Genomic DNA, 20,225 nt, shown 5'->3' with positions numbered 1-20,225 from the left:
GGCCGTAGTGATGTCCGCACGGCCGGCTGGTTGCCTGGTATCCGGCAGCAGGCCGGCTACCTCCCACGGGAGACACTATGGGACTCACGACCAAAGGCGTGCTCACCTTCCTGCTCATATCCTTCGGACTGGCGTGGGGAGCCGTTCTTGTCGCGCATTTCGTGCTCGACATGTCACTTGTCAACCCGCTGGTGCAGCTTCCGATGGCGTTCTCCCCTGCCATCGCGGCGGTGATCGTGCGCCTATGGGTCACCGGAGAGGGCTTCCGCGACGCCGGCCTCCGTCCCCGCGTGCGAGCGGCCGGGGTCTATTACCTTCTGGCCTGGATCGGCCCGGTGCTGGTGCTCGCCGTAACCGTCGGGCTGGCCATTGTCCTCGGGCTGTACCGCCTGGACTTCTCACCGCTGCGGCAGCTCGTTCCCGGCATGGATCTTCCCGTCCCGGCCGTGTTGCTGCTGCTGCTCGCCGCTCCGGTTCTCCTCCTGCCGGCGTTCTGGGGTGAGGAATTCGGCTGGAGAAGCTACCTGCAACCGCGTGCGAGCCGCAGTCTGGTCCAGGCCGCGCTCATCACCGGGATCATCTGGTCCGTGTGGCACTACCCGTTGGTCTTCACGGACTACGTCGAATACTCGGATCCGTTCCTCGGGCTGGCGACCTGGACACTTTTGATCGTTGCCCAGGCCATCATCCTGGCCTGGCTGTTCCTGCGATCGGGAAGCGTCTGGGTGCCCTGTCTCGCGCATGCGGGCAACAACCTCATCATCGGCACGTTCTCCTTCCTTTTCCTGGCGGAAGGGGGAGGTCTCGACATGCCGACCATCGAGCTACTGCAGCTGGTCCCGCTCTCAGCCCTCTGCGCCTGGATTCTCCTCACCGGCCGGCTCCACCCGTCCAGGGAAGCCAAGCCTGCTCAGCGCGACGAAGCGAGGTGAGGGCGGTGTCAGCGGATTTCGCGCAGGAACTCCTCGATCACGTGCCGCGCGATCTGACTGGCGAACCCGCCCCAGCTCAGGTCGAACTGGTGGTCGGCATACGGGATCTCCACCGGTTCGTGCCGGACACCGGCGGCGGCCAGGCGGGCGGCGAAGGCGCGGGTGTCCGCGGCGGGCTGGAGAATGTCGCGCCCGCCCTGAATGCTTGCGCTCTCGGAAACGCTGACGTGATCCAGCGCGCCCCCATGGTCATCTGAGCGTGACGTAAGCAGCAGCAGCGCGGCCAGGGCCACCAGGACGGCGCCCAAGACCAGCGCGAACAGCCGTTTCCTGTCCAGGTCGGCGTCCGGGAACGCCCGCTTCGACAGGCGCGCCTGCCTGGCGGCCAGGGCGTCCTCCCAGTCCCCGAGCGTGTCGCGGTCCCTGAACCTGCGGATGATCAGCAGCAGGATCGGCAACGCCACGCCTGCCATGGCCATGGCGGCGCCGGGCACCCAGTCGGACGTGATCATCGTCAGCCGGATCCCGCCGATGACCAGGACGGCCGCCAGCCCGAGTGCCACAGCCGAGCGGCGGGTCAGATTCATCACCACCGCGGCCCTGAGGGCGCCGAACGCCACGCTCAGCGAGCTGGTCTCCAGCTCCGCGGCCCCCTCGGCGTCGGCGAGCCACTGCTCGAGGTAGCGCTCCCGCTGCGCCTTCTCGGGCAGGATCGCGGCGGCTGTGCCGATGATGCCTCGGATCAGCGCGTCCACCTCAGACTCCCGGCTGGGGCAGGGGCTGGCCGATCGGCTGGTGCGCGGGCGCACGCTTGGCGAGGACGCGGCGCGCGGCCGGCAGGACGTCCCCCGTCAGCCGGTAGAGGCGCCGGCGTGGCCCTTTCCGCGCAGAGTCCGACTCCCAGGTGGAGACCACCCATCCGCTGCGCTCCAACCGGTCGAGTATGGGGTAGACGGTCCCCGGGGCCCGACCTGTCGCCTTGATGATCTCCAGCCCCCAGCGCGGGTTCAGGTCCGCCATCAGGGCCTCGATCACGTCCACGGTGGCGGAGGTGATCGTCGACAGAGGCTGCATGATCAATACTTTCCTGCCTGTGCGGCGATGCGGACATGGTCGGCGGCGATGGAGTGGGCGAAACGTCCGCGTTCCCTGCGTCTCACGCGCGGTGGGTTCCCTCGGTGATCCGCCGAAGTATGGCGGTGTAGTCCTGGAAGGCGCTGCGTCCTTCGTCCGTCAGCGCCAGCCAGGTCCGAGGGCGTTTGCCGACGAAGCCCTTCTCCACCCGCACGTAGCCCGCCTTCTCCAGCGTCTGGATGTGCTTGGACAGCAGCGAGTCGCTGACCTCGATCGAGTCCCTCAGGAAGCGGAACTCGACCGTTTCCGCCGCCGCGAGCATGGCCATGATGGACAGCCGCACCGGAGCGTGGATGATCTCGTCGAGCGCGTGCCGGGGATGGCTCACCGGTCACCCGTGGAGCGGAACATGCGCAGCGCGCCATACAGCAGGGGGGCGCTCGCGATCAGTGCGACCAGCACACCGGCCACTGCCCACAGCGGGCCAGGCTCCTTCGGGTGAAGGAGCATGTTGTAGAGCGCCGCGATCACGGTGGTGCCCGTGAACGCCAAGGTGACGGGGAACGCGAGCCGGGACAGCAGCCGGTCGTAGACCCGCTGGCGGAAGACGTAGACGCCGCCGGCCACGACAACGGCGCCGAGCGCCAGACCGGCGTAGTTCTTGACCGTTGCGGGACCGAGCAGCGCGACCAGCCAGTAGCCGATGCTCCCGAGCCACATCCCCAGGAAGAAACGCGCGCCCCGCCGGCTGGACTTCCGGACTACATCCTGCGCGCGGTCCACTTCACGAAGCGCGGCATCCGCTGACAAGTCATCATGTTCCATTACGTTTCCTCCTACTCATCTACTCAACTCTTCGAAGAGTACTCAACTCCCGTTCAAGTATCCAGAGGGTGAATCGGTGTCATCGCCTCCTGAGCTCAGCGGTGCGTTCTCGTGGCGGTGTCCGCCTCCGCCATGAGCGATCACCCGCGCTGACCGGGACGCTCGACGATCGCCGAAGACATCAAGGCCCTCGTCCACACCGTCCCCTTGGGGGCTATCACCGTGTCGTCGTGGCGCGAGCGCTCATCCCGCAGCCAGAGCGTCTGCGTGCCCAGATAGCGGTAGGTGCCCGGGTCGAGGATGTCGTAGCGACGGTAAGGCACGTCGGAGGTGCCCTCCAGCCAGACGCCCAGGCCGCTGCGGCCCGCGGCGTCGCGTACGCCCTGCTCGATCCGGACGCCGGGGATGAGCGCCAGGGCGCGGAACATTGCCGCCTCCAGGCGCGGCGGCATCGTGCCGTAGTTGCTCAGGTAGAGCATGATGACCCCGTACGCCCGGATGGCGTCGGGTGTGACGGTAACGGGGACGCCCTCCTCGCGCGCGCCCCTGATCCAGTGGGGATCTTTGGTGATCTTGGCCAGCAGCTTCCTCGGGTCCGTCGGCAGCTCGCGGAGCTTGGCGTCGTACTGCTGCGGCGTCAGGTCGTCATCGTCGGCATCCATGTCGCCCATGGTCGTGATTCCGGCGCGACTCCGGCGTATGTCCGCGCCGTGTTCGCAGTAGCCTCCCAAGGGTGCGCTCCAGAACACCCCGCATGTCCACACCGACCCGCCGCTCATGACCGGACCGGACGCTCGCCAAGCCCCGGGGACGTCGGTGCGACGGCGCCTGAGGTCGCTGATGGTCGGTGAGCTGGTCAACATCCCCCTACAGGCGGGGATCTGGTTCGGCATGATCGGATTCCCTCTCACCTGGGCCAACCTGGCCGGCTTCGCGCTGTTCTCGCTCCTCCTGATCCAGGGTGCGGCCTACTGGGCGGCCAAACTGGACCAGCTGCGCAACCGGCGAAGTCTCCCCCGCGGCCTGGCCGTCTTCGCGCTCGCCCGGAAGGTGAATCCCGCCCTGCTCGGCGCCGGACTGCTCGCGACGGGCGCGGCGGTGGTCACCGACCCCGGGGGCGGCTCTTGGCCGGGACTGGCCTTCGCCCTCTTCGCCGTGCTGGAGCAGATCAACTACTTCTCCGCGCAGCTCATGCACGACACCGCCGCCGACCTCCGGAGACTTCGCACGGTGGGATTCCGGCGGTCTCAGCTCGCCCGGGATCTCGCCCGCCACGGCGCGGCCTCCCGGACGACCGCCTGAAGTCCTCGTCAGAGCGTCGCCGTCAAGGCTGTGCTTGATCATCGGACCTGCGTGTGATCATGACGGGCCGCCACCGCCGACCGTCCGCGTCGGGCCGCGCCGCGCCAGGCCGAGGAGGGCTGCGGCGGGCAGCGGCACGGACAGGAGGGCGCTCAACCCCTAGAGCTGCAAGTCGGTCTCACGGATTCAGGGGGTTGCCGGGCGAGTAGTCGCCGAGGCTGGTGAGCAGCCGGCGCAGCAGTCCGGCGAGCTGTTCCTGATCAGGGCCGCTCAGTTTGCTGAGGAGCTTCACCTCCAGGTCGACGTGGTCGACGACGACCCGGTCGATCAGCTCCCGGCCACGATCGGTCAACGTGATCAACACGCTGCGCCGGTTGAGGGGATCGACCTCGCGGGTCACCAGCTCCCTGGCGACAAGGCGGTCGATCCGGTTGGTGATCGCTCCGGAGGTGACCATCGACGACTCGACCAGCTGCCCCGCGGTGAGCCGATACGGATGCCCGGACCGGCGCAGCGTCCCCAGGATGTCGAATTCCCACAGCTGCAGGTCATGCGTAGCGAAGTGGTCACGAAGCTCGCGTTCGAGCAGTCGGCAGGCGCGCTGGATCCGGGCCACCACGCCCATCGGCGCGGGGTCGATGTCGGGCCGCTCGATCCGCCACTGGTCCATCCGCCAGTCGACGTTGTCCTCCATGGAGCCTGCCGCCTCCAGAACATCTCAACGTGAAACTGTTTGACGCCAGCCTAACAGACGGCTACATTCGCCAACGTTGAATAGTTCAACGTTAAGGAGATTTCGATGACGCTGGCCCCGAGCCGGTCGGACGCGGGCAGCGCGTCCCCGCCCGGTAGCACCCTGGGGCTCACCGCGCTGACCGCGGTCGCGCCTGCCAGTTGGGGCACCACGTACCTGGTGACCACCGAGTTCCTCCCGCTCGGCCACCCGTTGGTGTCCGGTGTGATCCGCGCGCTGCCGGCGGGGCTGATCCTGCTCGCCATCACGCGCAAGCTGCCGCACGGCAAGTGGTTGTGGCGCTCGTTGCTGCTCGGCACCCTCAACATCGGCGCGCTGTTCGCACTGCTCTTCGTCGCCGCCTATCGACTGCCGGGTGGAATCGCGGCGACCCTCACCGCCGTCCAGCCGTTGCTCGTCGTCGGCCTGGCGTTCCTGCTGCTCGGTGAGAGGCCCACACGCTGGCGGCTCGGCTGGGGCCTGGTCGGCGTGGTGGGGGTCGGGTTGATCGTCCTGCGCGGCCGGCTCTCCTTCGACCTGCTCGGCATCCTGGCCGGCATCGCAGCTGCGGGCGTGATGGCCGGTGGGATCGTCCTGACCAAACGTTGGGGACGTCCGGAGGGCGCCGGCGCGGCGACCATCGCCGGCTGGCAGCTCACCGCCGGCGGTCTCGTGCTCGTCCCACTCGCGCTCGCGTTCGAGGGACTTCCGGCCGGACTGGATCTTCGTGCGATCGGCGGCTACGCGTGGCTGTCTGTTGTAGGCGCCCTGCTTTCCTTCCTGATCTGGTTCCACGGCATCGGCAAACTGCCCGTGGTCGCCGTCTCGTTCCTCGCCCTGCTCTCACCCGTGGTCGCCGCGATCCTGGGCTGGCTGTTCCTCGGTGAATCCCTGACGCCATGGCAGGGTGTCGGCTTCCTGCTCGCCCTGACCGCCATCGGCGCCGCGCAGCTGACCCCTGCCGTCGTCCGCAACCTGGTCCGTATCCCCGCCACCACCCAAGGAGAATGAGCGTGTCGCGCACCGTGCTGATCACCGGAGCCACCGGAAGCGTGTCCACCGCACTGATGAACGCGCTGGAAGGGGCCGATGTGGACCTTCGTGCTCTCGTCCGCGAAGACTCCAAGGCGGACGGCCTGCGCGAGCGGAGCGCCGAGGTCTTCGTCGGCGACCTCGATGACGCCCGGTCACTGCCGCCCGCCTTCGAGGGCGTACAGGACGTCTGGCTGCTCACCCCGAACGGCCCGCGCGCTTCGGAGAACAGCATGAACGCCGTGTGGGCAGCACGCCAGGCCGGTGTGGAGCGCATCGTGCGCCTGTCCGCCATCGGCGCGGCACACGACGCGCCGAACCGCAGCGGCAGGCTGCACGCGCTGTCCGACCGGGAGACCGAACGAAGCGGCATGCGCTGGACGATCCTGCGTCCACACTGGTTCATGCAGAACCTGCTGAACGAGGCGGGCGACATCGCCGCCACCGGCACGTTCTCGCTGAGCATGGCCTCGGCGCGGATCGGCATGATCGACGTACGCGACATCGCCGAGTGCGCTGCCCGCGTGCTCCTCGACGACCCGGATCGTCACCACGGCGAGACGTACACCCTCACCGGCCCGCGCTTGCTCACGTTCGACGAGGTCGCCGACCAGTTGGGTCTCGCTCTCGGCAGGTCCATCACGTACCTGCCGGTCAGCGACGACGCCAAGCGCAGGACCCTGCTCGGCTACGGCGTTCCGACATGGATCGTCGACATGCTCGAGGAGTACGCGCAGGCGTACGTCTCCGGCTGGGGACACTTCACCACCGACACGGTGGCCGACCTTCTCGGCCACCCCCCGCGCGACATCGCCGACTTCGTCCGCGACCACGCCGCAGCGTTCGCCCCGGACGACCACCGCTGACCCGGGTTGCAGGGCTGAGCCGGGATGCGAGTGGTCTTTCCAGCTCAGGTCGCCTCGTCGGCCGGCCGGGCTGTCACGTGGGTGTGGAGTCGTCCCGATCCCGGGACGGGCGGTCGTCGACGCCCTCACGGTTTTCTTCGCCTGCTCCGCCCTCAGGGGCACGACTCTGCCAGGCGGCCGACGTGTCTTCCTGAAGAGATCTTAGGCGAACCTGCTTTCCGGTAACCAGATTCATGATTAGTCTTGACGGCGACGGCGCGGGTACCGTCACCGTCCCAGCCGGCCGACCGCTTCGGGGGGCAGACCATGACCTTCACCCGGATCCAGCCCTCACCGGGCCGCTGAGCTCCGCAGCCAAGCCGCCATGACCCCCCTGAACCTGGACTGCCGGCCGCTCGGCGAGACGGGCACCACCAACGCCGACCCGTTCGAGTCCTATGTGGAGCTTGATCCGGGCGGGCTGACCTTCCTCGACAGCAGCGGCCTTTCCGCGCGCGTGTCGCAGATGACCGGCATACGGGAGACGTCATGAAGCTGACCTGCCGTCATCTTACCGGCGCCACGCTGATCACCGTGGCAGGGGAAGTGGACGCCGTCACCTCCGCCGAGCTGGAGGCCTATCTCGACCTGGTGCGCCGACGGCTGGACGAGCACCTGATCCTCGATGTGAACGAGCTGTCCTTCCTGGACAGCTCCGGCCTGGCCGTCCTGCTCGCCGCCGCCGTCCTGGCCGACGCGCACGGCGCAGGCGTGCACCTGGTCGCACCCCATCCACGAGTGACCCGGCTCCTGGAGATCACCGGCGCCCATCGGGCAGTGAGCGTGCACGACGACGTCGAGCGGGCGATCGCCGTCGTGCGGGCGATCCAGGACACCGACCGCGCCGAACCCCTCGATCTCGCATAACGACAGGCAGACATACCCCTGCCACGCTGACCGCCGGGCAGCGGCGGACCCTCCCCGGTCGATCCGAACTCATTCCGGCGGATCATGGGGCCGGTGACGATCGTTCGGTCCTGGCGGCTCCCGGTGGGCTGTGCGGGTCGCCGTGAAGATGCGGGCAAGCTGGTGATCGATCAGGGCCACGGCTTCTTCGGGCGTCCGCTGTCCGAGCAGGACGGTCGCCTGCATTCCGTCGGCGCCTGTCACCAGGAACGCCGCCTCCGCCGCGACGTCGATGCCCCGGGGCACCTGGCCTAGTTCCTGACCTTGCGCGATCAGACCGGCGACCAGGTCCTCCAGTGCACGTGGCGCGTCGCGGGCCACCTTGGCCAGAGCCGGGTCGGCCAGGAAGCGGACGAAGTAGGCGACGTACACCAGGTGCCGGTTGCTCCGCTCCTCGTCCAGCGGAAGCAGCTCTAGCAGCACGCCCCGCACGATCGCGTGCAGGCCGGGCGCTTCGCCGAGCATCGCGAGGCGTTCGCGGGCTCGTTGCTCGGCGTCGTCATTGAGAATCTCCAGCGCGCCGAGCAGCAGCTGGTCGCGGGTGCCGAAGTAGTACTGCAGCAGCCGGGCGGAGACCCCGGCCTCGGCGGCGACCTGTCTCAGAGTGACGTCCTCCAGCCCGCCGCGGGTGGCCAGGCGCCACACGGCTTCGGCGATCTGTCGGCGGCGCCGGTCGTGGTCCACCTGTCGGGGCATGCCATCCGTCCTTCGAACCTCGCTTGTGGTGCGATCGTACCAAGACTGGTGTTATGGTTCGATCGCACCATAAAACGTGAAGGGCGTGCCCACGCCCGCCGTTACGGTCCTTCGGGGCGATGGGAGACGAACACACATGAAGCACGTCACCGTGCTGATCATGGGCATGCTTCTGCTGGTCCTGGGAGTGCAGGGCGCCATCCGGCTGCTGGCCGACCACGACGACGCCGGGCTGCTCGGGTGGCTGCCCGGCGGGTTCGCGGCGTGGCTGGCGTGTTACGCGGTGGCCGCCGTCGCCGGAGCGCTCCTGGCCGGTTGGGGCGGCAAGAAGGCCAAGCAGGGCGGACGCGGGCGATGACCGGCCGCAGGGCCGCGTCTTCGCCGACCCGTCCGCCCCCATCGTCGGCGGACAGCCCCTGCCCGCCCACGTCCGGCCCTGCGCCGGGCGTTCAGCTGTCGCCGGGTGCGCCGACGAAGGTGGCGCCGATCTCCCCCATCCGCTCGACCGCGTAGGCCGGGTCGAGCAACGCCTCAGGGGTGTGGATGCCCGGCGAGACGGCTTCGCCGCGCAGACCGAGCAGTCGTTCGACACCGAGTGCGATGCCGAGTGCGGTCAAGGGGCGCTGCCCGGCCGGGTGGACGAGGTAACGACTCGTGCTGAACGGCGCACCCGCTCGATCCACTCCTTCGAGGTCGATCCGGATCTCGATGGAAGCGGGTTCGCCGCGGCGCCGGCCCGCGGATTCACCGACGGCGAAGTCGAAGCGGACGTTCGGCGCGCCCGTCGCGAGGGCGAGGCTCGGTACGTCGAGGGTGGCGATGCTCTGGCCGGCAAGGACGGCGCCGTCGACACTGGGCACATCCGCCTGCGCGTCGGGGGCGGAGACCCAGGTGAAGACGCCGTCACGGCGCACCAGTCCCGCCGAGACGACGGCGGACCACCGCTGCAGATCCGCAATTCCCGCGGGCCCACCAATGTCCGATTCGTCCAGCAAAGCGCCGATCCGGATGGTGTCGATCCGGTCGAACTCCCGGGCCGAGTGCAGTGTCGCGAGGACGACGACACCGGCGCAGAAGTGGCTGGCCACCAGGATCGGCGCGGCGCTTGCCCGCTGGGCGCCCGCGACGACCTCGGGTGCGATGTCCACCAGGCCGCTGGAGAGGCTGAGGTACGGCAGACCGCGGTCCTGCGCGTAACGCAGCCCGTGCAGGTGGTCGTCCCACAACGCGGCGACGACCGCCGAGTAGCCGTGATCGGCCGGGAGACCGAGATCGCCGCGCCGCAGATCGATCGTCACGGCCGTTGCGGAGCCGAGTTCGTCGGCCACCCGCCGTGCGCGGTCGAGGTCACGACCCGCGATCGTCAGCGGCAGCGCCGGGTGCCATCGGCGCAGGAGGGCGGCGGCCCCCGCGCCGGCCTGCCCCGAACCGCCCAAGATCAGTACCGATTTCGACTGTCCCACTGTGGGTTCCTCTCACGTCCACGAAGCTACATTTTGTAACCTACATTTTGTAGCATAAGCTGGAGTGCGACGCACAGGAGGACAATGGCCACCACATCGACCCGCCTGTCCAAGCAGGCCAGGCGGGAGCAGTTGCTCGACACCGCCGTGGCGATCGTGCGCACCGAGGGCGCCGACGGTCTGACTCTGGTCACCCTGGCGGAGGCAGCCGGGGTGAGCCGGCCGATCGTGTACGACCACTTCGGCACTCGTCCCGGCCTACTGCTCACGCTCTACCGACGACTCGACGAACGGCACCGGGCCGCGATCGCACAGGCGTTGCGGGATGCGGCGCCCACCGCTGACGAGGTCGCCCGAGTCATGAGCACCGCGTACTTCGTCTGCGCCACCGACATGCCGGAGCTCAGCGCCGTTTCCGCCGCGCTGAAAGGAAACCCGGAGATGGAGGCGGTCCAGCACGAGATGATCGACAGCTACACGGACCTGATGGCCGCGGCACTGCTGCCGCACTCCGGCCTCGCACCCGAAGCCCTTCGGCTGCGTTGCGTCGGCGTGCTGGGCGCGGCCGAAGCGATGGCCGCCGAACTGCACCGAGAGCGGACAACCACCGGCGACGCGGTCACCGCGCTGACTGATTTGATCGTGGGCGGCCTCGACACCAGGACCCACCGTTAGGGCGCAACGGGTCCTTGGCGCACTGCACCTCTGGCTTGTCGGCAGTCGCTGAGGCGCGTTCAGCGAACGGGAAGCCGGGGTCGGTCTCGGCCGGATCCTCCTGTGCCGATCTGTCCGCACCGTGACGCCGGAGCCGTGACGCCCCCGAGGGCGTCACGGCTGCGGGAGGCCCTGCGACTCAGCCGAGTCCGGACCAGTAAGACCTCGCCCTGTCCCACGCCGCCGCACCGACCGCCCGGCCGAGCGATCGCCCCTTCAGGTCGCCGGCGCGGAAGTGGATGCCGCCGTATCGGCGCGACAGCCCCGCCTCGTCGGCGGCCTCGCTGAACGTACGCCAGCGCAACGTCAGGTCACGCGACGGGCTCACCCCGGGCTCCACCAGCGATGACCCCTGGGCGATGCGCGCCTCGGCGCCGAACGCGTCGCCGCCGGTGAAGCGCTTTAGCACCTCGGCCGCCGACGCGCTGAACGTGCTGTGGCCGGAGACGTACTCGCCGAACGGCGGCGTCGGGAACGTCGGCACCTGGAACGGCACCCAAGTGGCACCGTCGATGGTCCGGCCGCCCCAGGTCGGGATCTGCCTGCCCTGGTAGAGATGGCGAACCGCGGTGATCGGCCGGACCGAGTCGTGGTCACGCTTGACCTCCCAGGACGCGATCCCGGCGTCCATGCCCGCGTTGGCCAGCGCGAAGAACATCTTCACGTCATCGTCGAGCCCGTGCCCGTCACGCGCCGAGATCCCCTGCGCCAGCAGGCACCAGTGGCCGGGCGGGGTCTCGCTGCTGGGGCCGTCGGCCCAGTATTCGGCGATGGCCTTGCGCCTGTCGTCCAGCGTCGCCGTCAGCGCCAGGATCTCGGCCGCCTGCGCCCGGAAGGCAGGCGTGCCGTCTTCGGCGGGCGCCGGCACCCCGTCGGCGAGATCGCGCGCCCGGCCGCTGAAGGAGGCGACCCCGCCCCAGTGCGGCGCCAGGAACGGCGGGGTGACCAGCACGCCCGCCCGGTTGCGGTAGGTCAGCGGCTGCCAGCGGCCCGGGTCGTTGGCCTCGACGTACGGCTCCGCGACGACCATCGGCGCGTTGACCGGCGCGTAGCCGGTGGTGTCGGCGTAGCCGCCAAGCTGGTTGGAGCCGTCGGCGTGCCGGTGCGCCAGCACCGCGTCGCACGCGGCCAGGCCGACGCCGGCGGGCACGCTGGACGGGTCGGCCGGGTCGAAGCCCAGCTCGCCCATGAGCGTGTCGAACCCGGCCCGCTGTGCCGGATAGAGATCCACGGCCGCGCGGTGGGCGGCGTAGCTGATGGCCTCTGTCTTGTTGGCCTCGGTGCGCTCGGCCGGCGGCCGCCGCAGCGACCCGCCCAGCCGGGTGCCGACGGCGACCGCGTCGTAGGCGGCCCACGCGTCGTAGGCGCAGGTGTGCACGATGGCCAACGCCCTGGCCACCATGGGCGGGCCGAGCGTGCCGGTGCGGATCGCCGCCAGCAGCGCGTCGTTCCAGCGCAGCACCGTATTGCCGCGCTCCACCTCCTGCGCCTGGGCGGTCAGGGCGGGAAGCAGGAGCGCCGTCGCGGCCAACAAGGTCACGACGGCGCGTAAGAATCTTCGGACGGGCATGGCAGGTCTCCTCACAAGGTTGGGCCCAGCACGACGAGAACCCTGCCATGCATCGAACATGTTTTCGAGCCACCTCGAAGGTGAGAGTTACCTTGCCGTTTCGTTCCGGCCGACGGGGGAAGGCGGCGAGCACCCCACAGAAAGGACGACATGGACGCCATCGTGCTGCTCAAGGAGGACCACAAGACCGTCGAAGCGTTGTTCAAGCGTTTCGAGCAGGCCGGCGAGCGCGCTCACGTCGAGAAACGACGACTCGTCGACACGATCACCAAGGAACTGGTCACGCACGCCTACATCGAAGAGGAGATCTTCTACCCGGAAGCACGCGCCAAGGTCCCGGAAACGAGTGACCACGTGCTCGAGAGCGTCGAAGAGCACCATGTCGTGGTGTGGATGCTGTCGGAGCTGAAGGACCTCGATCCCGCCGACGAGCGCTTCACCGCGAAGGTGACGGTGTTGATCGAGAACGTCCGTCACCACGTGGAAGAAGAGGAGAAGGACTGGTTCCCGCAGGTCCGCGCGGCTCTGGGCCGCAAGGAATTGCAGGAACTGGGTGAACGCATGGCCAAAGGCAAGGCGGACGCCCCCGACGATCCGCTGGCGATCAAGAGCGCCAAGGCGTGACACCGCCGCTGCCCGTTCTCACAACCCCAGAAAGGTACCCCCATGGCAGGTCAGGCCAATTCCAGAGACGTCGTTCAGCGCCCCGACGGCAGCTGGGCCGTCACCAAGCCGGGCGGCGAACGAGCGCTGTTCACCGCGGACACGCAGGCGGAAGCGGTGAAGCGTGCGAGCGAGCTCCTTCATCGCGACGGTGGCGGCGAGTTGCGTATCCACGGCGCGGATGGCCAGGTGCGCGACCAGCGGACGATCGCCCCTGGTAACGACCCGGTGCCGCCCAAGGGCTGATCGAGGCGAGGGGGACCACCCAGCGTGCGGCGCCACCTGCCTGTCGCGCTTTCGGCAAGCCCGCCACGTCCAGCTCACCGAACTCCGGGAGCCTGCGCGCGGTCGTGGCTCATGGGCTCACCTTGGCTGGACCCCCTCCTCCTCCGCCGCGTGACGCGACGATTCCGCAGGCCAGTTCTCCAGCAGGAGATCGAGGCCGTCAAGGGCCCGCTCCCAGGACTTCTGCACGTCGCGGGAATGGCTGAATCCACCGTTGGCCTCGAGGGTGATGTAGCCGTGGAAGGCGCTGCGCAGCAGGCGGCCCGCGTCGGTCAGGTCCGGCTCGACCAGCCTGTACGCGCGCAGCATCGCGTGGGTCAGCTCGATGGTGCGGATGTAGACGGTGGAGCCGGCGAGGACGGCGGGGTCCAGCTGGACCGCCTGGGTCGCCGCGTAGCGGCCGGGGTGGGCCAGCGCGTAGTCCCGGTAGGCGTTGGCGAACGCCACCATGGCGTCCTTCCCGGCCCGGCCCGCGACCGCCGCGGCGATGCGGTCGGCCAGCTCCCCTCCGGCCTGTATCGCGACCCGTTCCCTCAGATCCTGAAGGTTCCTGACGTGCGCGTACAGGCTCGCGTCCTTGACCCCGAAGCTCCGTGCCAGCGCGGACACGGTGATGTTCTCGAACCCGACCGCGTCCGCCAGGTCCGCGGCCGCCGTCGTCACGCGCTCGGCTGTCAGTCCCGCACGAGCCATTCGCCACCCCACGCTTCCTAGAGCTAATAGGTAGTTGCATAATACTCCTAGGAATTGTAGCGTTCCGCGCCATGAAGGCAATGACCGAACAGGACATCCGTACGTCCTTCGTCAACTGCTCCCGGGGTGAGGCCAAGCGGCTGACGCTGCCGCGGAGCCTGGCCGAGCAGCCCTGGGACGACCTGGACTTCCTGGGCTGGCGCGACCCCGGCGCGCCCGATCGCGGCTACGTCGTCACCGAGCGAGGCGACGAGGTCGTCGGGGTGACGCTCCGCGTGGTCGCCCAGCAGCGCGGGCGGCTCCACCGCGGCATGTGCTCCCTGTGCCTGACCACGCATCCCGGCAGCGGTGTCTCGCTGATGACCGCCCGGCGAGCGGGGCAGGCCGGCCGGGACAACAACTCGGTCGGCGCGTACGTGTGCACCGACCTTGCCTGTTCCCTGTACGTGCGCGGCAAGAAGATCCCCGACCTGGGCGGGCGACTCGAAGAGTCCCTGACGGTGGAGGAGCAGATCGATCGCACCAGGGCCAAGCTGTCGGCATTCCTGGACAAGGTTCTGGCGTGAACCGGAGCCGCGGCGGATGGGCCGACGAACGGTTCGGCGCGGTCGCGGACGCCTTCTCCCGAAACTTCGACGAACACGGCGAGCTCGGCGCGGCCGTCACCGTGTTCGTCGACGGGCGCAAGGTCGTGGACCTGTGGGGCGGGGTCGCGGACGGACGGACTGGCCGGCTGTGGACGGAGGACACGGTCGTGCCGGTCTTCTCCTGCGCCAAGGGCATCGTCAGCATCTGCGCCCACCTCCTCGCCCAGGAGGGACACCTCGAGCTCGACGTCCCGGCGAGCCACTACTGGCCCGAGTTCGCGCAGCACGGCAAGGAGGCCATCACGTGTCGTATGGTCCTCGGACACCGGGCCGGGCTGCCCGCCCTCGACCGGGTCCTCGGCTTCGAGGAGATCGCCGCCTGGACACCCGTGATCCACGCCGTCGAGGAGCAGGAACCGCTGTGGGAGCCGGACACGGCATACGAGTACCACGGCCACGTCTTCGGGTTCCTCATCGGTGAGGTCATCCGGCGCATCACCGGGCTCACCCCTGGTGCGTACTTCCGCCGTGCCGTGGGCGAGCCGCTGGGGCTACGGGCCTGGATCGGCCTGCCCGCCGAGGAGATGGACAACCGTGCCCGGCTGGAACGACCCGGCGTTGCTCGGTATGGAGTTGCCCGGAGCGGGCGCCACGGCGTCAGCGAGCAGCCTCGCCGGGCTGTACGCGGCGGCCGTGACCGGCGTCGAGGGCCGGGAGCGGCTGCTCACACCGGACACCGTGACGGATGCGGTCCGCGAGGTCTCTTCCGGCACGGGATGGCTGGGCTTCGACGCCGGGGCGCGCTGGGGCTCGGGCTTCCTCCTCGACTCGCCCTTCCGGCCGATGCTGGGGAGGCGTAGCTTCGGCAACGACGGAGCGGGCGGACAGTTCGCCTTCGGTGACGACGAGTTCGGCGTGGGTTTCGCGTACGTCGCCAACCGCATGATCGGCCACGGCGACGCTCGCGCCAACCGCCTGATCGCGGCTGTGCGCGAGTGTCTGGCCGACGGTTGAGCCGGCTGGTACGGCGCGTTCGGGTGCTGCGATCAGTGGTGCCGCAAGGTCAGGCCGGACTCGTCGCCGTTGACGGTCAGATGGGCCGCACCCCCGACGGGAAAGGTGGCCAAGGGATAGGTGTGGCCGACGTCGATGTTGGCGAGCACGGGGATGCCCGTAAGAGATGGCTGGGTGGCGATGATCTGTTCCAGCAGCGAGCGGGTCATGCGGCTTTCCTTCTGGAAGCGCCCTATCGCCAGCCCTCGGATGCCGACGGCGTCGGGAAGCTGAAGCAGTGATGTCAGGTTCCGGGCGAAGGTCGCTGGATGTGATTCGTAGTCGTCCTCGACGATCAGGATCGCGTTGTCGAGCGAGGGCATGTACGGAGTGCCCTGCAGGAGGTTGAGCGTACAGAGATTGCCGCCGATGATCCTTCCCTCGGCGGTGCCGGGCCGGATCGGCCACCATCCCTCGTTGGGGATCAGGTCGCGCTTGTCCTGGTCGAGGAACCAGAGATCGTCGCTCCACCCGGCCGCCGGAGTCAGGTCGATCGGATCGCCGCCGAACATGACTTCGGTGAACCACTGCAGGGTCTGCTCGAAGTGATCGCGCATCCCGAACGTCGACCAGTGCGGCCCTGAGTAGGTGACCAGTCCGGTCCGGGCGAGGATGGCGTTCTGCAGGGCTGTGATGTCGGAGTATCCGCACAGGATCTTCGGGTTGGCGCGGATCAGGTCCCAGTCCAGGAACGGCAGGAGCTCGTTGCAGTTGTAGCCGCCGATGACCGTCATGATCGCCGCCACTGAGGGGTCTGCGAACGCCTCGTGCAGATCGGCGACCCGAGAGGCGATGCCGGAGGAGTCGAAGGCATCCCGCTCGTCGACGTGGCGACCGTAGGACAGCGTCAGGCCGAGTTCGGCGAAGCGGGATTCGATGATGCCGGTGTGGTCGTGCTCCGTCACCATCGCGCGGGAGCAGGCCGGCGCCACCACTCGTACGACTTCGCCTCTGTTGAGCTTGGGCGGGAAGATCGCGTGCATCGTCGGAAGCGTAACCGTCGGCGCCGATCACCGCCCGCGCTGCTCAACGGACAGGCATGCCCGGCCCCGGTTCCTCACCCCCGGGATCGGCGCTGCTTCATCACGTCGATCAAGCTCGTGAGGCTGTTCTGGCCATGGCCGGCGGTGACACCCTGACGAAAGATCTTCAGGACGGCGGCCGGGAGCGAGTCATCGACGCCGGACGCCTGCGTGGTGCGCAGCACGTGTTCCATGCTGGCCACGCCCATGGAAATCCGGTCGACGTCCCCCTCGTGGTTGCCCGCGGCGATGCGTGGCGCGTAGAACTCCAGGAAATAGCGCAGGTCCATGGTTTTCACGGCGTGCGGCAGGAAGTCCTCGGCCGAGATCCCGTTGGCCTCCGCCACCGCCTGCCCGTGCAGGTAGCCGACCAGCGACGTCCAGAACATGTCGATCCCGACCTGGTAGTACAGCGCCGCCAGCCCGTGGTCCTCGCCGAGGTATTCGATCCCGGTCAGCACCTCGAGGGCAGGCCGGTGCGCCTCGATCGCGTCCCCGGGGCCGCTGTAGTACGTCATGGCGTCCGGCGTGCCGATGCCCGGAGGCGGCACCTGCACGCCACCGGTGATCTGCACGGCCCCGCGCTCGGCCAGCCGCGCGGCCGCCTGACGTGCCCTTTCCGGGGTGTCGGAGGTGAGGTTGGCCAGGGTACGTCCGGCCAGGGCGGCCTCCGGCGCCTGCGCCAGGATGGCATCCATCGCGTCGTAGTCGATCAGGCTGAGCACCACCAGCTCGTTGGCGGTGAGCGCCGCCTCGACGGATTCCGCCCTCCTGGCGCCCCGCGCCACCAGCTGGTCCGCCCTGGCCGGCGTGCGGTTCCACACGGTCACCTCGTAGCCGCTGTCAAGGTAGGCACCGGCCATGGCCTGCCCCATGGGACCCAGCCCGATCACGGTCACAGACTTCATTCCTCGATCTCCTCACGAGTAGAACGAACGCTCTATCTAGAAAGGTGACCCTAGCACGCGATTAGAACGAACGCTCTATCCAGTAAGGTGGGAGTCATGCGCACCCAGCACGAAGTCGGCACCCGGGAGCGGATCGTCCGGACGACCTCCCGCCTGATGCAGCGGCAGGGGTACGAGGCGACGGGTCTCAAGCAGATCTCCCAGCAGGCCCAGGCCACGCTGGGCTCGGTCTACCACTTCTTCCCGGGCGGAAAGCGGGAGCTGGCGGTCGAGGCGGTCCGCCACGGGGACAGGGAATTCGCCGACTTCCTGCGCGCGGCGTTCGACCAGGAGGACGATCCGGCCGCGGCGATGGTCGCCTGCACCCGAGACCTCGCGAGAGGGCTGCGCGAGTCCGGCTGGCTGGACGGCTGTCCCGTCACCACCACCGCACTGGAGAGCGCGGGCCGGGTGCCCGAGATCCAGCAGGCCGCGGAGGACGCCTACGAGAACTGGCGCACGCTGGTCCGCGACAAGCTCAGCCGCGCCGGCTTCGCCGACGACGTGGCGCACGACCTCGCCCACAGCGTGATCAACATGCTGGAGGGCGCGGAGCTGTCGGCGCAGGTGTCCCAGAGCGAGGCGCCGCTGGAGATCGCCGGCCGGCATCTCGCAGTGCTCATCGACTCCTACCGATGAGTCGAGTCCTCCCAGCTGAGCGATCACTCAACGTCCATCAGATCCGTCAGATGCCTCTTGGCCGAAGCGCAGGATCCGGCCGGCGCCCGTGGCACGCCAGGTGACCGAGGTGGCGGGCATGTCGACGGGCGGGGACCGCGTCTGTGCGGTGTCAGTGGTTCGGCGGCTCGTGCCGGTCGATGTGGTCGCGGAACCAGTCCAGCGTGAAGCGGTGTGAGGCGATGCCGTAGTCGAGCGTCGCGCGCTGATGGGTGGCGAGGTCGCGGTGCTCCTCAGGAATGTCCAGGGTGTCGAGGTGCTTGTCGAGGGCCGAGAGCGTGGCGAGGTCGGTCTCGATGCGCGCCGTGATGCGGCGGAGCACCGGCACGCGTTCGACCGGCTCCAGCAGACCGAGGAAGTAGAGCCTGGACAGCGCCGCGGTCTCCAGATCGGGCCCAGCCAGCTCCCCTGTCATCCACGCGCGGAACTCCTCACGACCGGCGTCGGTCAGGCGGTACACCTTCCGCCCCCGACCTCCGGCTTCGACGCTGGCGACCTCGATGAACCCCCGCGCGAGCAGGGTGTCCAGCGCGCGTTTGATGCTGCCGGAGCTGGCGCTGTAGAAGAGCGCGACGCCTGCCTCGAATCCTTTGATGAGGTCGTAGAAGGTCTGCGGGGCGATCAGGAGCAGACCGAGGATCACATGGGCCATGGCGCGAGTCTAGACTGTTGCCTCTCATAGACATGTCTAGTAGATATATAGAAATCGGCGCCAACGGCACCGAATCGAGGGCACGGAGACAAGGAGCATTCACGTGACATCGCCGCTCGCCACGACCCGTGCTCATGACATTCACGTTCCGGCGGCCGTCGACGCGCGGCTGACGGGCCTGCTGGAGAGCCTCGTCGCGCAACGCGGCGTACACCACGCCAACCTCGCCGTCACAAGCGGCGACGGGAAACAGCGCTGGTCCGCCGCCTCCGGCCCTGCCGGAGCCGACGATCATCCGCCGCGTCCCGATACGCCGTTCTTCATCGCGAGCGTCACCAAGCGTTTCATCATCACGCTGGTGCTGCAGGCGCACGAGCGTGGCGAGCTCGAGCTGGCCGCGCCGATCGACAGCTATCTTCCGGCGGAGACGATCACTGGACTCCATGTCCTCGGGGGGATCGACCGGACGTCCGCGATCACGGTACGCCACCTCGCGAGTCACACGTCCGGGCTGCCCGACTACTTCGAGAAGCGTCGCGAAGGCCGCAGCCTGCGTGAGCACCTCGCCGCCGGTCAGGATCTGGCCTGGACCTTCGAGGACGCGATGCGGATCACGCGCGAGCAGCAGCGCCCGCACTTCGAGCCGCAGGACCTCACCGCCACCCGGCAGAAGGCCCGCTACTCCGACACCGGCTTCCAGTTGCTCATCCGCATCGTGGAGACGGTGACCGATCGGTCGTTCGCCGATCTGCTGACCGAACGGATCCTCGGTCCGCTCGGTCTGACGCACACCTGGCTCCCAGGACATCGCCCGCCAGATCCGGCGACCCCGGCGCCCTCGCCGCTCTACGCGAAACAGCGCCGCGTGGAGCTGACCTCGACGATCGAGTCCTCCAACGACCTGTTCAGCACCACCGGCGACCTCCTCACCTTTCAGCGAGCGCTGCTTGACGGTGAACTCTTCGGTGACGCCCGTTCACTGGAGTTGCTCACCGAGCGGCGCAACCGGCTGCGCAACATCCCCATCCTCCGGTACGGACTGGGCACCATGTTCTTCAAGGTCGGCCGGCTCATGTCACCGGGGCGCCGCCCTGTCACGCTCGTCGGCCACTCGGGGGTCACCGGGACCTGGCTCTTCCACTGTCCGGAGCTCGACCTGCACTTGGCGGGCACCGTCGACCAGACCAAGGGGCAGGCCATCCCCTTCCGGTTCATGGCGCGGTGCCTGAGCATCTGGCGAACGTGAGGCCGATCTCTCCCGATGAACGCCGTCCTCTGCGCCGCTCGCACCGGCCGGCACATCGCCGACGCCGAGGGATTCCGGCGTGATGAAACCCGTGACGAAATTCGGGTCCATTATGGTGCGGCAGCCACAGTGGCCGTTCTCTCGCGCCGATCCCCAAGGCCGGTCTCCGGTCTCGCACGCCGGGCCCAAACGCGCGATTCAGGCCCGAGTGCGGCCTCCAGGTCCGGCGACCACGCCCGGAGCCACC

26 protein-coding genes and 1 pseudogene are annotated in these 20,225 nt (G+C 68.8%); 14 read left to right on the top strand and 13 right to left on the bottom strand.

Annotated features, from left to right (window positions below; translation table 11 throughout):
• The first annotated feature begins 77 nt into the window (after positions 1–77).
• Entirely contained in the window at positions 78–932 is an 855-nt protein-coding gene (locus V5E28_RS30045) for a CPBP family intramembrane glutamic endopeptidase (RefSeq protein WP_336211842.1), read from the top strand.
• An 8-nt stretch (positions 933–940) separates the two neighbouring features.
• Here V5E28_RS30045 and V5E28_RS30040 read toward each other — a convergent pair whose 3' ends face one another.
• From V5E28_RS30040 to V5E28_RS30020, 5 genes are all read right to left on the bottom strand, one after another.
• On the bottom strand, positions 941–1,687 hold the full coding sequence (locus V5E28_RS30040) for a hypothetical protein (protein ID WP_336211840.1): 747 nt from the start codon (positions 1,685–1,687) through the stop codon (positions 941–943).
• Between the two features lies 1 nt (position 1,688).
• Positions 1,689–2,006, bottom strand: coding sequence for a PadR family transcriptional regulator (locus V5E28_RS30035; protein WP_336211838.1), 318 nt, complete (start codon positions 2,004–2,006; stop codon positions 1,689–1,691).
• An 82-nt stretch (positions 2,007–2,088) separates the two neighbouring features.
• On the bottom strand, positions 2,089–2,394 hold the full coding sequence (locus V5E28_RS30030; RefSeq protein WP_336211837.1) for a winged helix-turn-helix domain-containing protein: 306 nt from the start codon (positions 2,392–2,394) through the stop codon (positions 2,089–2,091).
• On the bottom strand, positions 2,391–2,726 hold the full coding sequence (locus tag V5E28_RS30025; RefSeq protein ID WP_336211835.1) for a hypothetical protein: 336 nt from the start codon (positions 2,724–2,726) through the stop codon (positions 2,391–2,393). The genes V5E28_RS30030 and V5E28_RS30025 overlap by 4 nt, the downstream gene beginning before the upstream one ends.
• A 245-nt stretch (positions 2,727–2,971) precedes the next feature.
• Complete coding sequence (locus V5E28_RS30020) at positions 2,972–3,493, bottom strand: hypothetical protein (RefSeq protein WP_336211834.1); 522 nt, start codon at positions 3,491–3,493, stop codon at positions 2,972–2,974.
• Positions 3,494–3,647: 154 nt separating this feature from the next.
• Between V5E28_RS30020 and V5E28_RS30015 the strand changes: the two genes are divergently transcribed.
• The gene (locus V5E28_RS30015) at positions 3,648–4,133 is read left to right on the top strand and encodes a hypothetical protein (protein WP_336211832.1); all 486 of its coding nucleotides are present in this window, start codon (positions 3,648–3,650) and stop codon (positions 4,131–4,133) included.
• A gap of 178 nt (positions 4,134–4,311) precedes the next feature.
• Here V5E28_RS30015 and V5E28_RS30010 read toward each other — a convergent pair whose 3' ends face one another.
• Entirely contained in the window at positions 4,312–4,827 is a 516-nt protein-coding gene (locus V5E28_RS30010; RefSeq protein ID WP_336211830.1) for a MarR family winged helix-turn-helix transcriptional regulator, read from the bottom strand.
• Between the two features lie 105 nt (positions 4,828–4,932).
• On the opposite strand from V5E28_RS30010, the gene V5E28_RS30005 reads away from it, so the two are divergent.
• From V5E28_RS30005 to V5E28_RS29990, 4 genes are all read left to right on the top strand, one after another.
• Positions 4,933–5,877, top strand: coding sequence for an EamA family transporter (locus V5E28_RS30005; protein ID WP_336211829.1), 945 nt, complete (start codon positions 4,933–4,935; stop codon positions 5,875–5,877).
• 2 nt (positions 5,878–5,879) lie between these two features.
• Positions 5,880–6,764: an SDR family oxidoreductase gene (locus V5E28_RS30000; RefSeq protein WP_336211827.1), complete on the top strand. Its 885-nt coding sequence runs from the start codon at positions 5,880–5,882 to the stop codon at positions 6,762–6,764.
• Between the two features lie 364 nt (positions 6,765–7,128).
• Complete coding sequence (locus V5E28_RS29995) at positions 7,129–7,296, top strand: hypothetical protein (protein WP_336211825.1); 168 nt, start codon at positions 7,129–7,131, stop codon at positions 7,294–7,296.
• The gene (locus V5E28_RS29990) at positions 7,293–7,670 is read left to right on the top strand and encodes an STAS domain-containing protein (RefSeq protein WP_336211824.1); all 378 of its coding nucleotides are present in this window, start codon (positions 7,293–7,295) and stop codon (positions 7,668–7,670) included. Before V5E28_RS29995 ends, V5E28_RS29990 begins: the two co-directional genes overlap by 4 nt.
• A gap of 69 nt (positions 7,671–7,739) precedes the next feature.
• On the opposite strand, the gene V5E28_RS29985 is transcribed toward V5E28_RS29990, so the two are convergent.
• Entirely contained in the window at positions 7,740–8,405 is a 666-nt protein-coding gene (locus tag V5E28_RS29985) for a TetR/AcrR family transcriptional regulator (RefSeq protein ID WP_336211822.1), read from the bottom strand.
• A 136-nt stretch (positions 8,406–8,541) separates the two neighbouring features.
• Between V5E28_RS29985 and V5E28_RS29980 the strand changes: the two genes are divergently transcribed.
• On the top strand, positions 8,542–8,763 hold the full coding sequence (locus tag V5E28_RS29980; RefSeq protein WP_336211820.1) for a hypothetical protein: 222 nt from the start codon (positions 8,542–8,544) through the stop codon (positions 8,761–8,763).
• Positions 8,764–8,854: 91 nt separating this feature from the next.
• Here V5E28_RS29980 and V5E28_RS29975 read toward each other — a convergent pair whose 3' ends face one another.
• Positions 8,855–9,868, bottom strand: coding sequence for a hypothetical protein (locus V5E28_RS29975; protein WP_336211818.1), 1,014 nt, complete (start codon positions 9,866–9,868; stop codon positions 8,855–8,857).
• 84 nt (positions 9,869–9,952) lie between these two features.
• On the opposite strand from V5E28_RS29975, the gene V5E28_RS29970 reads away from it, so the two are divergent.
• The gene (locus V5E28_RS29970; RefSeq protein ID WP_336211817.1) at positions 9,953–10,543 is read left to right on the top strand and encodes a TetR/AcrR family transcriptional regulator; all 591 of its coding nucleotides are present in this window, start codon (positions 9,953–9,955) and stop codon (positions 10,541–10,543) included.
• 178 nt (positions 10,544–10,721) lie between these two features.
• Here the strand turns inward: V5E28_RS29970 and V5E28_RS29965 are convergent, their stop codons facing one another.
• Positions 10,722–12,152 (bottom strand): vanadium-dependent haloperoxidase, encoded by a 1,431-nt coding sequence (locus V5E28_RS29965; protein WP_336211816.1) that lies wholly within the window; start codon positions 12,150–12,152, stop codon positions 10,722–10,724.
• A 150-nt stretch (positions 12,153–12,302) separates the two neighbouring features.
• On the opposite strand from V5E28_RS29965, the gene V5E28_RS29960 reads away from it, so the two are divergent.
• Complete coding sequence (locus V5E28_RS29960) at positions 12,303–12,776, top strand: hemerythrin domain-containing protein (protein WP_336211814.1); 474 nt, start codon at positions 12,303–12,305, stop codon at positions 12,774–12,776.
• Positions 12,777–12,818: 42 nt separating this feature from the next.
• Positions 12,819–13,061, top strand: a complete 243-nt coding sequence (locus V5E28_RS29955) for a DUF2188 domain-containing protein (protein WP_336211812.1) — start codon at positions 12,819–12,821, stop codon at positions 13,059–13,061.
• Between the two features lie 117 nt (positions 13,062–13,178).
• Here the strand turns inward: V5E28_RS29955 and V5E28_RS29950 are convergent, their stop codons facing one another.
• Positions 13,179–13,793, bottom strand: a complete 615-nt coding sequence (locus V5E28_RS29950) for a TetR/AcrR family transcriptional regulator (protein ID WP_336211811.1) — start codon at positions 13,791–13,793, stop codon at positions 13,179–13,181.
• Positions 13,794–13,864: 71 nt separating this feature from the next.
• Here V5E28_RS29950 and V5E28_RS29945 point away from each other — a divergent pair, with 71 nt between their 5' ends.
• Both V5E28_RS29945 and V5E28_RS49665 read left to right on the top strand, forming a co-directional pair.
• Positions 13,865–14,359, top strand: coding sequence for an FBP domain-containing protein (locus tag V5E28_RS29945; protein WP_336211809.1), 495 nt, complete (start codon positions 13,865–13,867; stop codon positions 14,357–14,359).
• A pseudogene (locus V5E28_RS49665) lies at positions 14,356–15,394 on the top strand (serine hydrolase domain-containing protein). Before V5E28_RS29945 ends, V5E28_RS49665 begins: the two are co-directional and overlap by 4 nt.
• A 32-nt stretch (positions 15,395–15,426) precedes the next feature.
• Here V5E28_RS49665 and V5E28_RS29930 read toward each other — a convergent pair.
• Both V5E28_RS29930 and V5E28_RS29925 read right to left on the bottom strand, forming a co-directional pair.
• Entirely contained in the window at positions 15,427–16,416 is a 990-nt protein-coding gene (locus V5E28_RS29930) for a S66 peptidase family protein (RefSeq protein ID WP_336211807.1), read from the bottom strand.
• Between the two features lie 74 nt (positions 16,417–16,490).
• Positions 16,491–17,363, bottom strand: a complete 873-nt coding sequence (locus V5E28_RS29925; RefSeq protein WP_336211806.1) for an NAD(P)-dependent oxidoreductase — start codon at positions 17,361–17,363, stop codon at positions 16,491–16,493.
• Between the two features lie 96 nt (positions 17,364–17,459).
• Between V5E28_RS29925 and V5E28_RS29920 the strand changes: the two genes are divergently transcribed.
• The gene (locus V5E28_RS29920; protein ID WP_336211804.1) at positions 17,460–18,041 is read left to right on the top strand and encodes a TetR/AcrR family transcriptional regulator; all 582 of its coding nucleotides are present in this window, start codon (positions 17,460–17,462) and stop codon (positions 18,039–18,041) included.
• 151 nt (positions 18,042–18,192) lie between these two features.
• Here V5E28_RS29920 and V5E28_RS29915 read toward each other — a convergent pair whose 3' ends face one another.
• The gene (locus V5E28_RS29915; RefSeq protein WP_336211802.1) at positions 18,193–18,732 is read right to left on the bottom strand and encodes a PadR family transcriptional regulator; all 540 of its coding nucleotides are present in this window, start codon (positions 18,730–18,732) and stop codon (positions 18,193–18,195) included.
• Between the two features lie 103 nt (positions 18,733–18,835).
• On the opposite strand from V5E28_RS29915, the gene V5E28_RS29910 reads away from it, so the two are divergent.
• Positions 18,836–19,978, top strand: coding sequence for a serine hydrolase domain-containing protein (locus V5E28_RS29910; protein ID WP_336211800.1), 1,143 nt, complete (start codon positions 18,836–18,838; stop codon positions 19,976–19,978).
• Positions 19,979–20,225: the final 247 nt, after the last annotated feature.

Origin of the sequence: Nonomuraea sp. LPB2021202275-12-8, assembly GCF_037044575.1 — a bacterium.
Lineage (GTDB): Bacteria > Actinomycetota > Actinomycetes > Streptosporangiales > Streptosporangiaceae > Nonomuraea.
The sequence above is the reverse complement of the archived record's forward strand: the minus strand, read 5'-3'. Positions and strand labels throughout refer to the sequence as shown.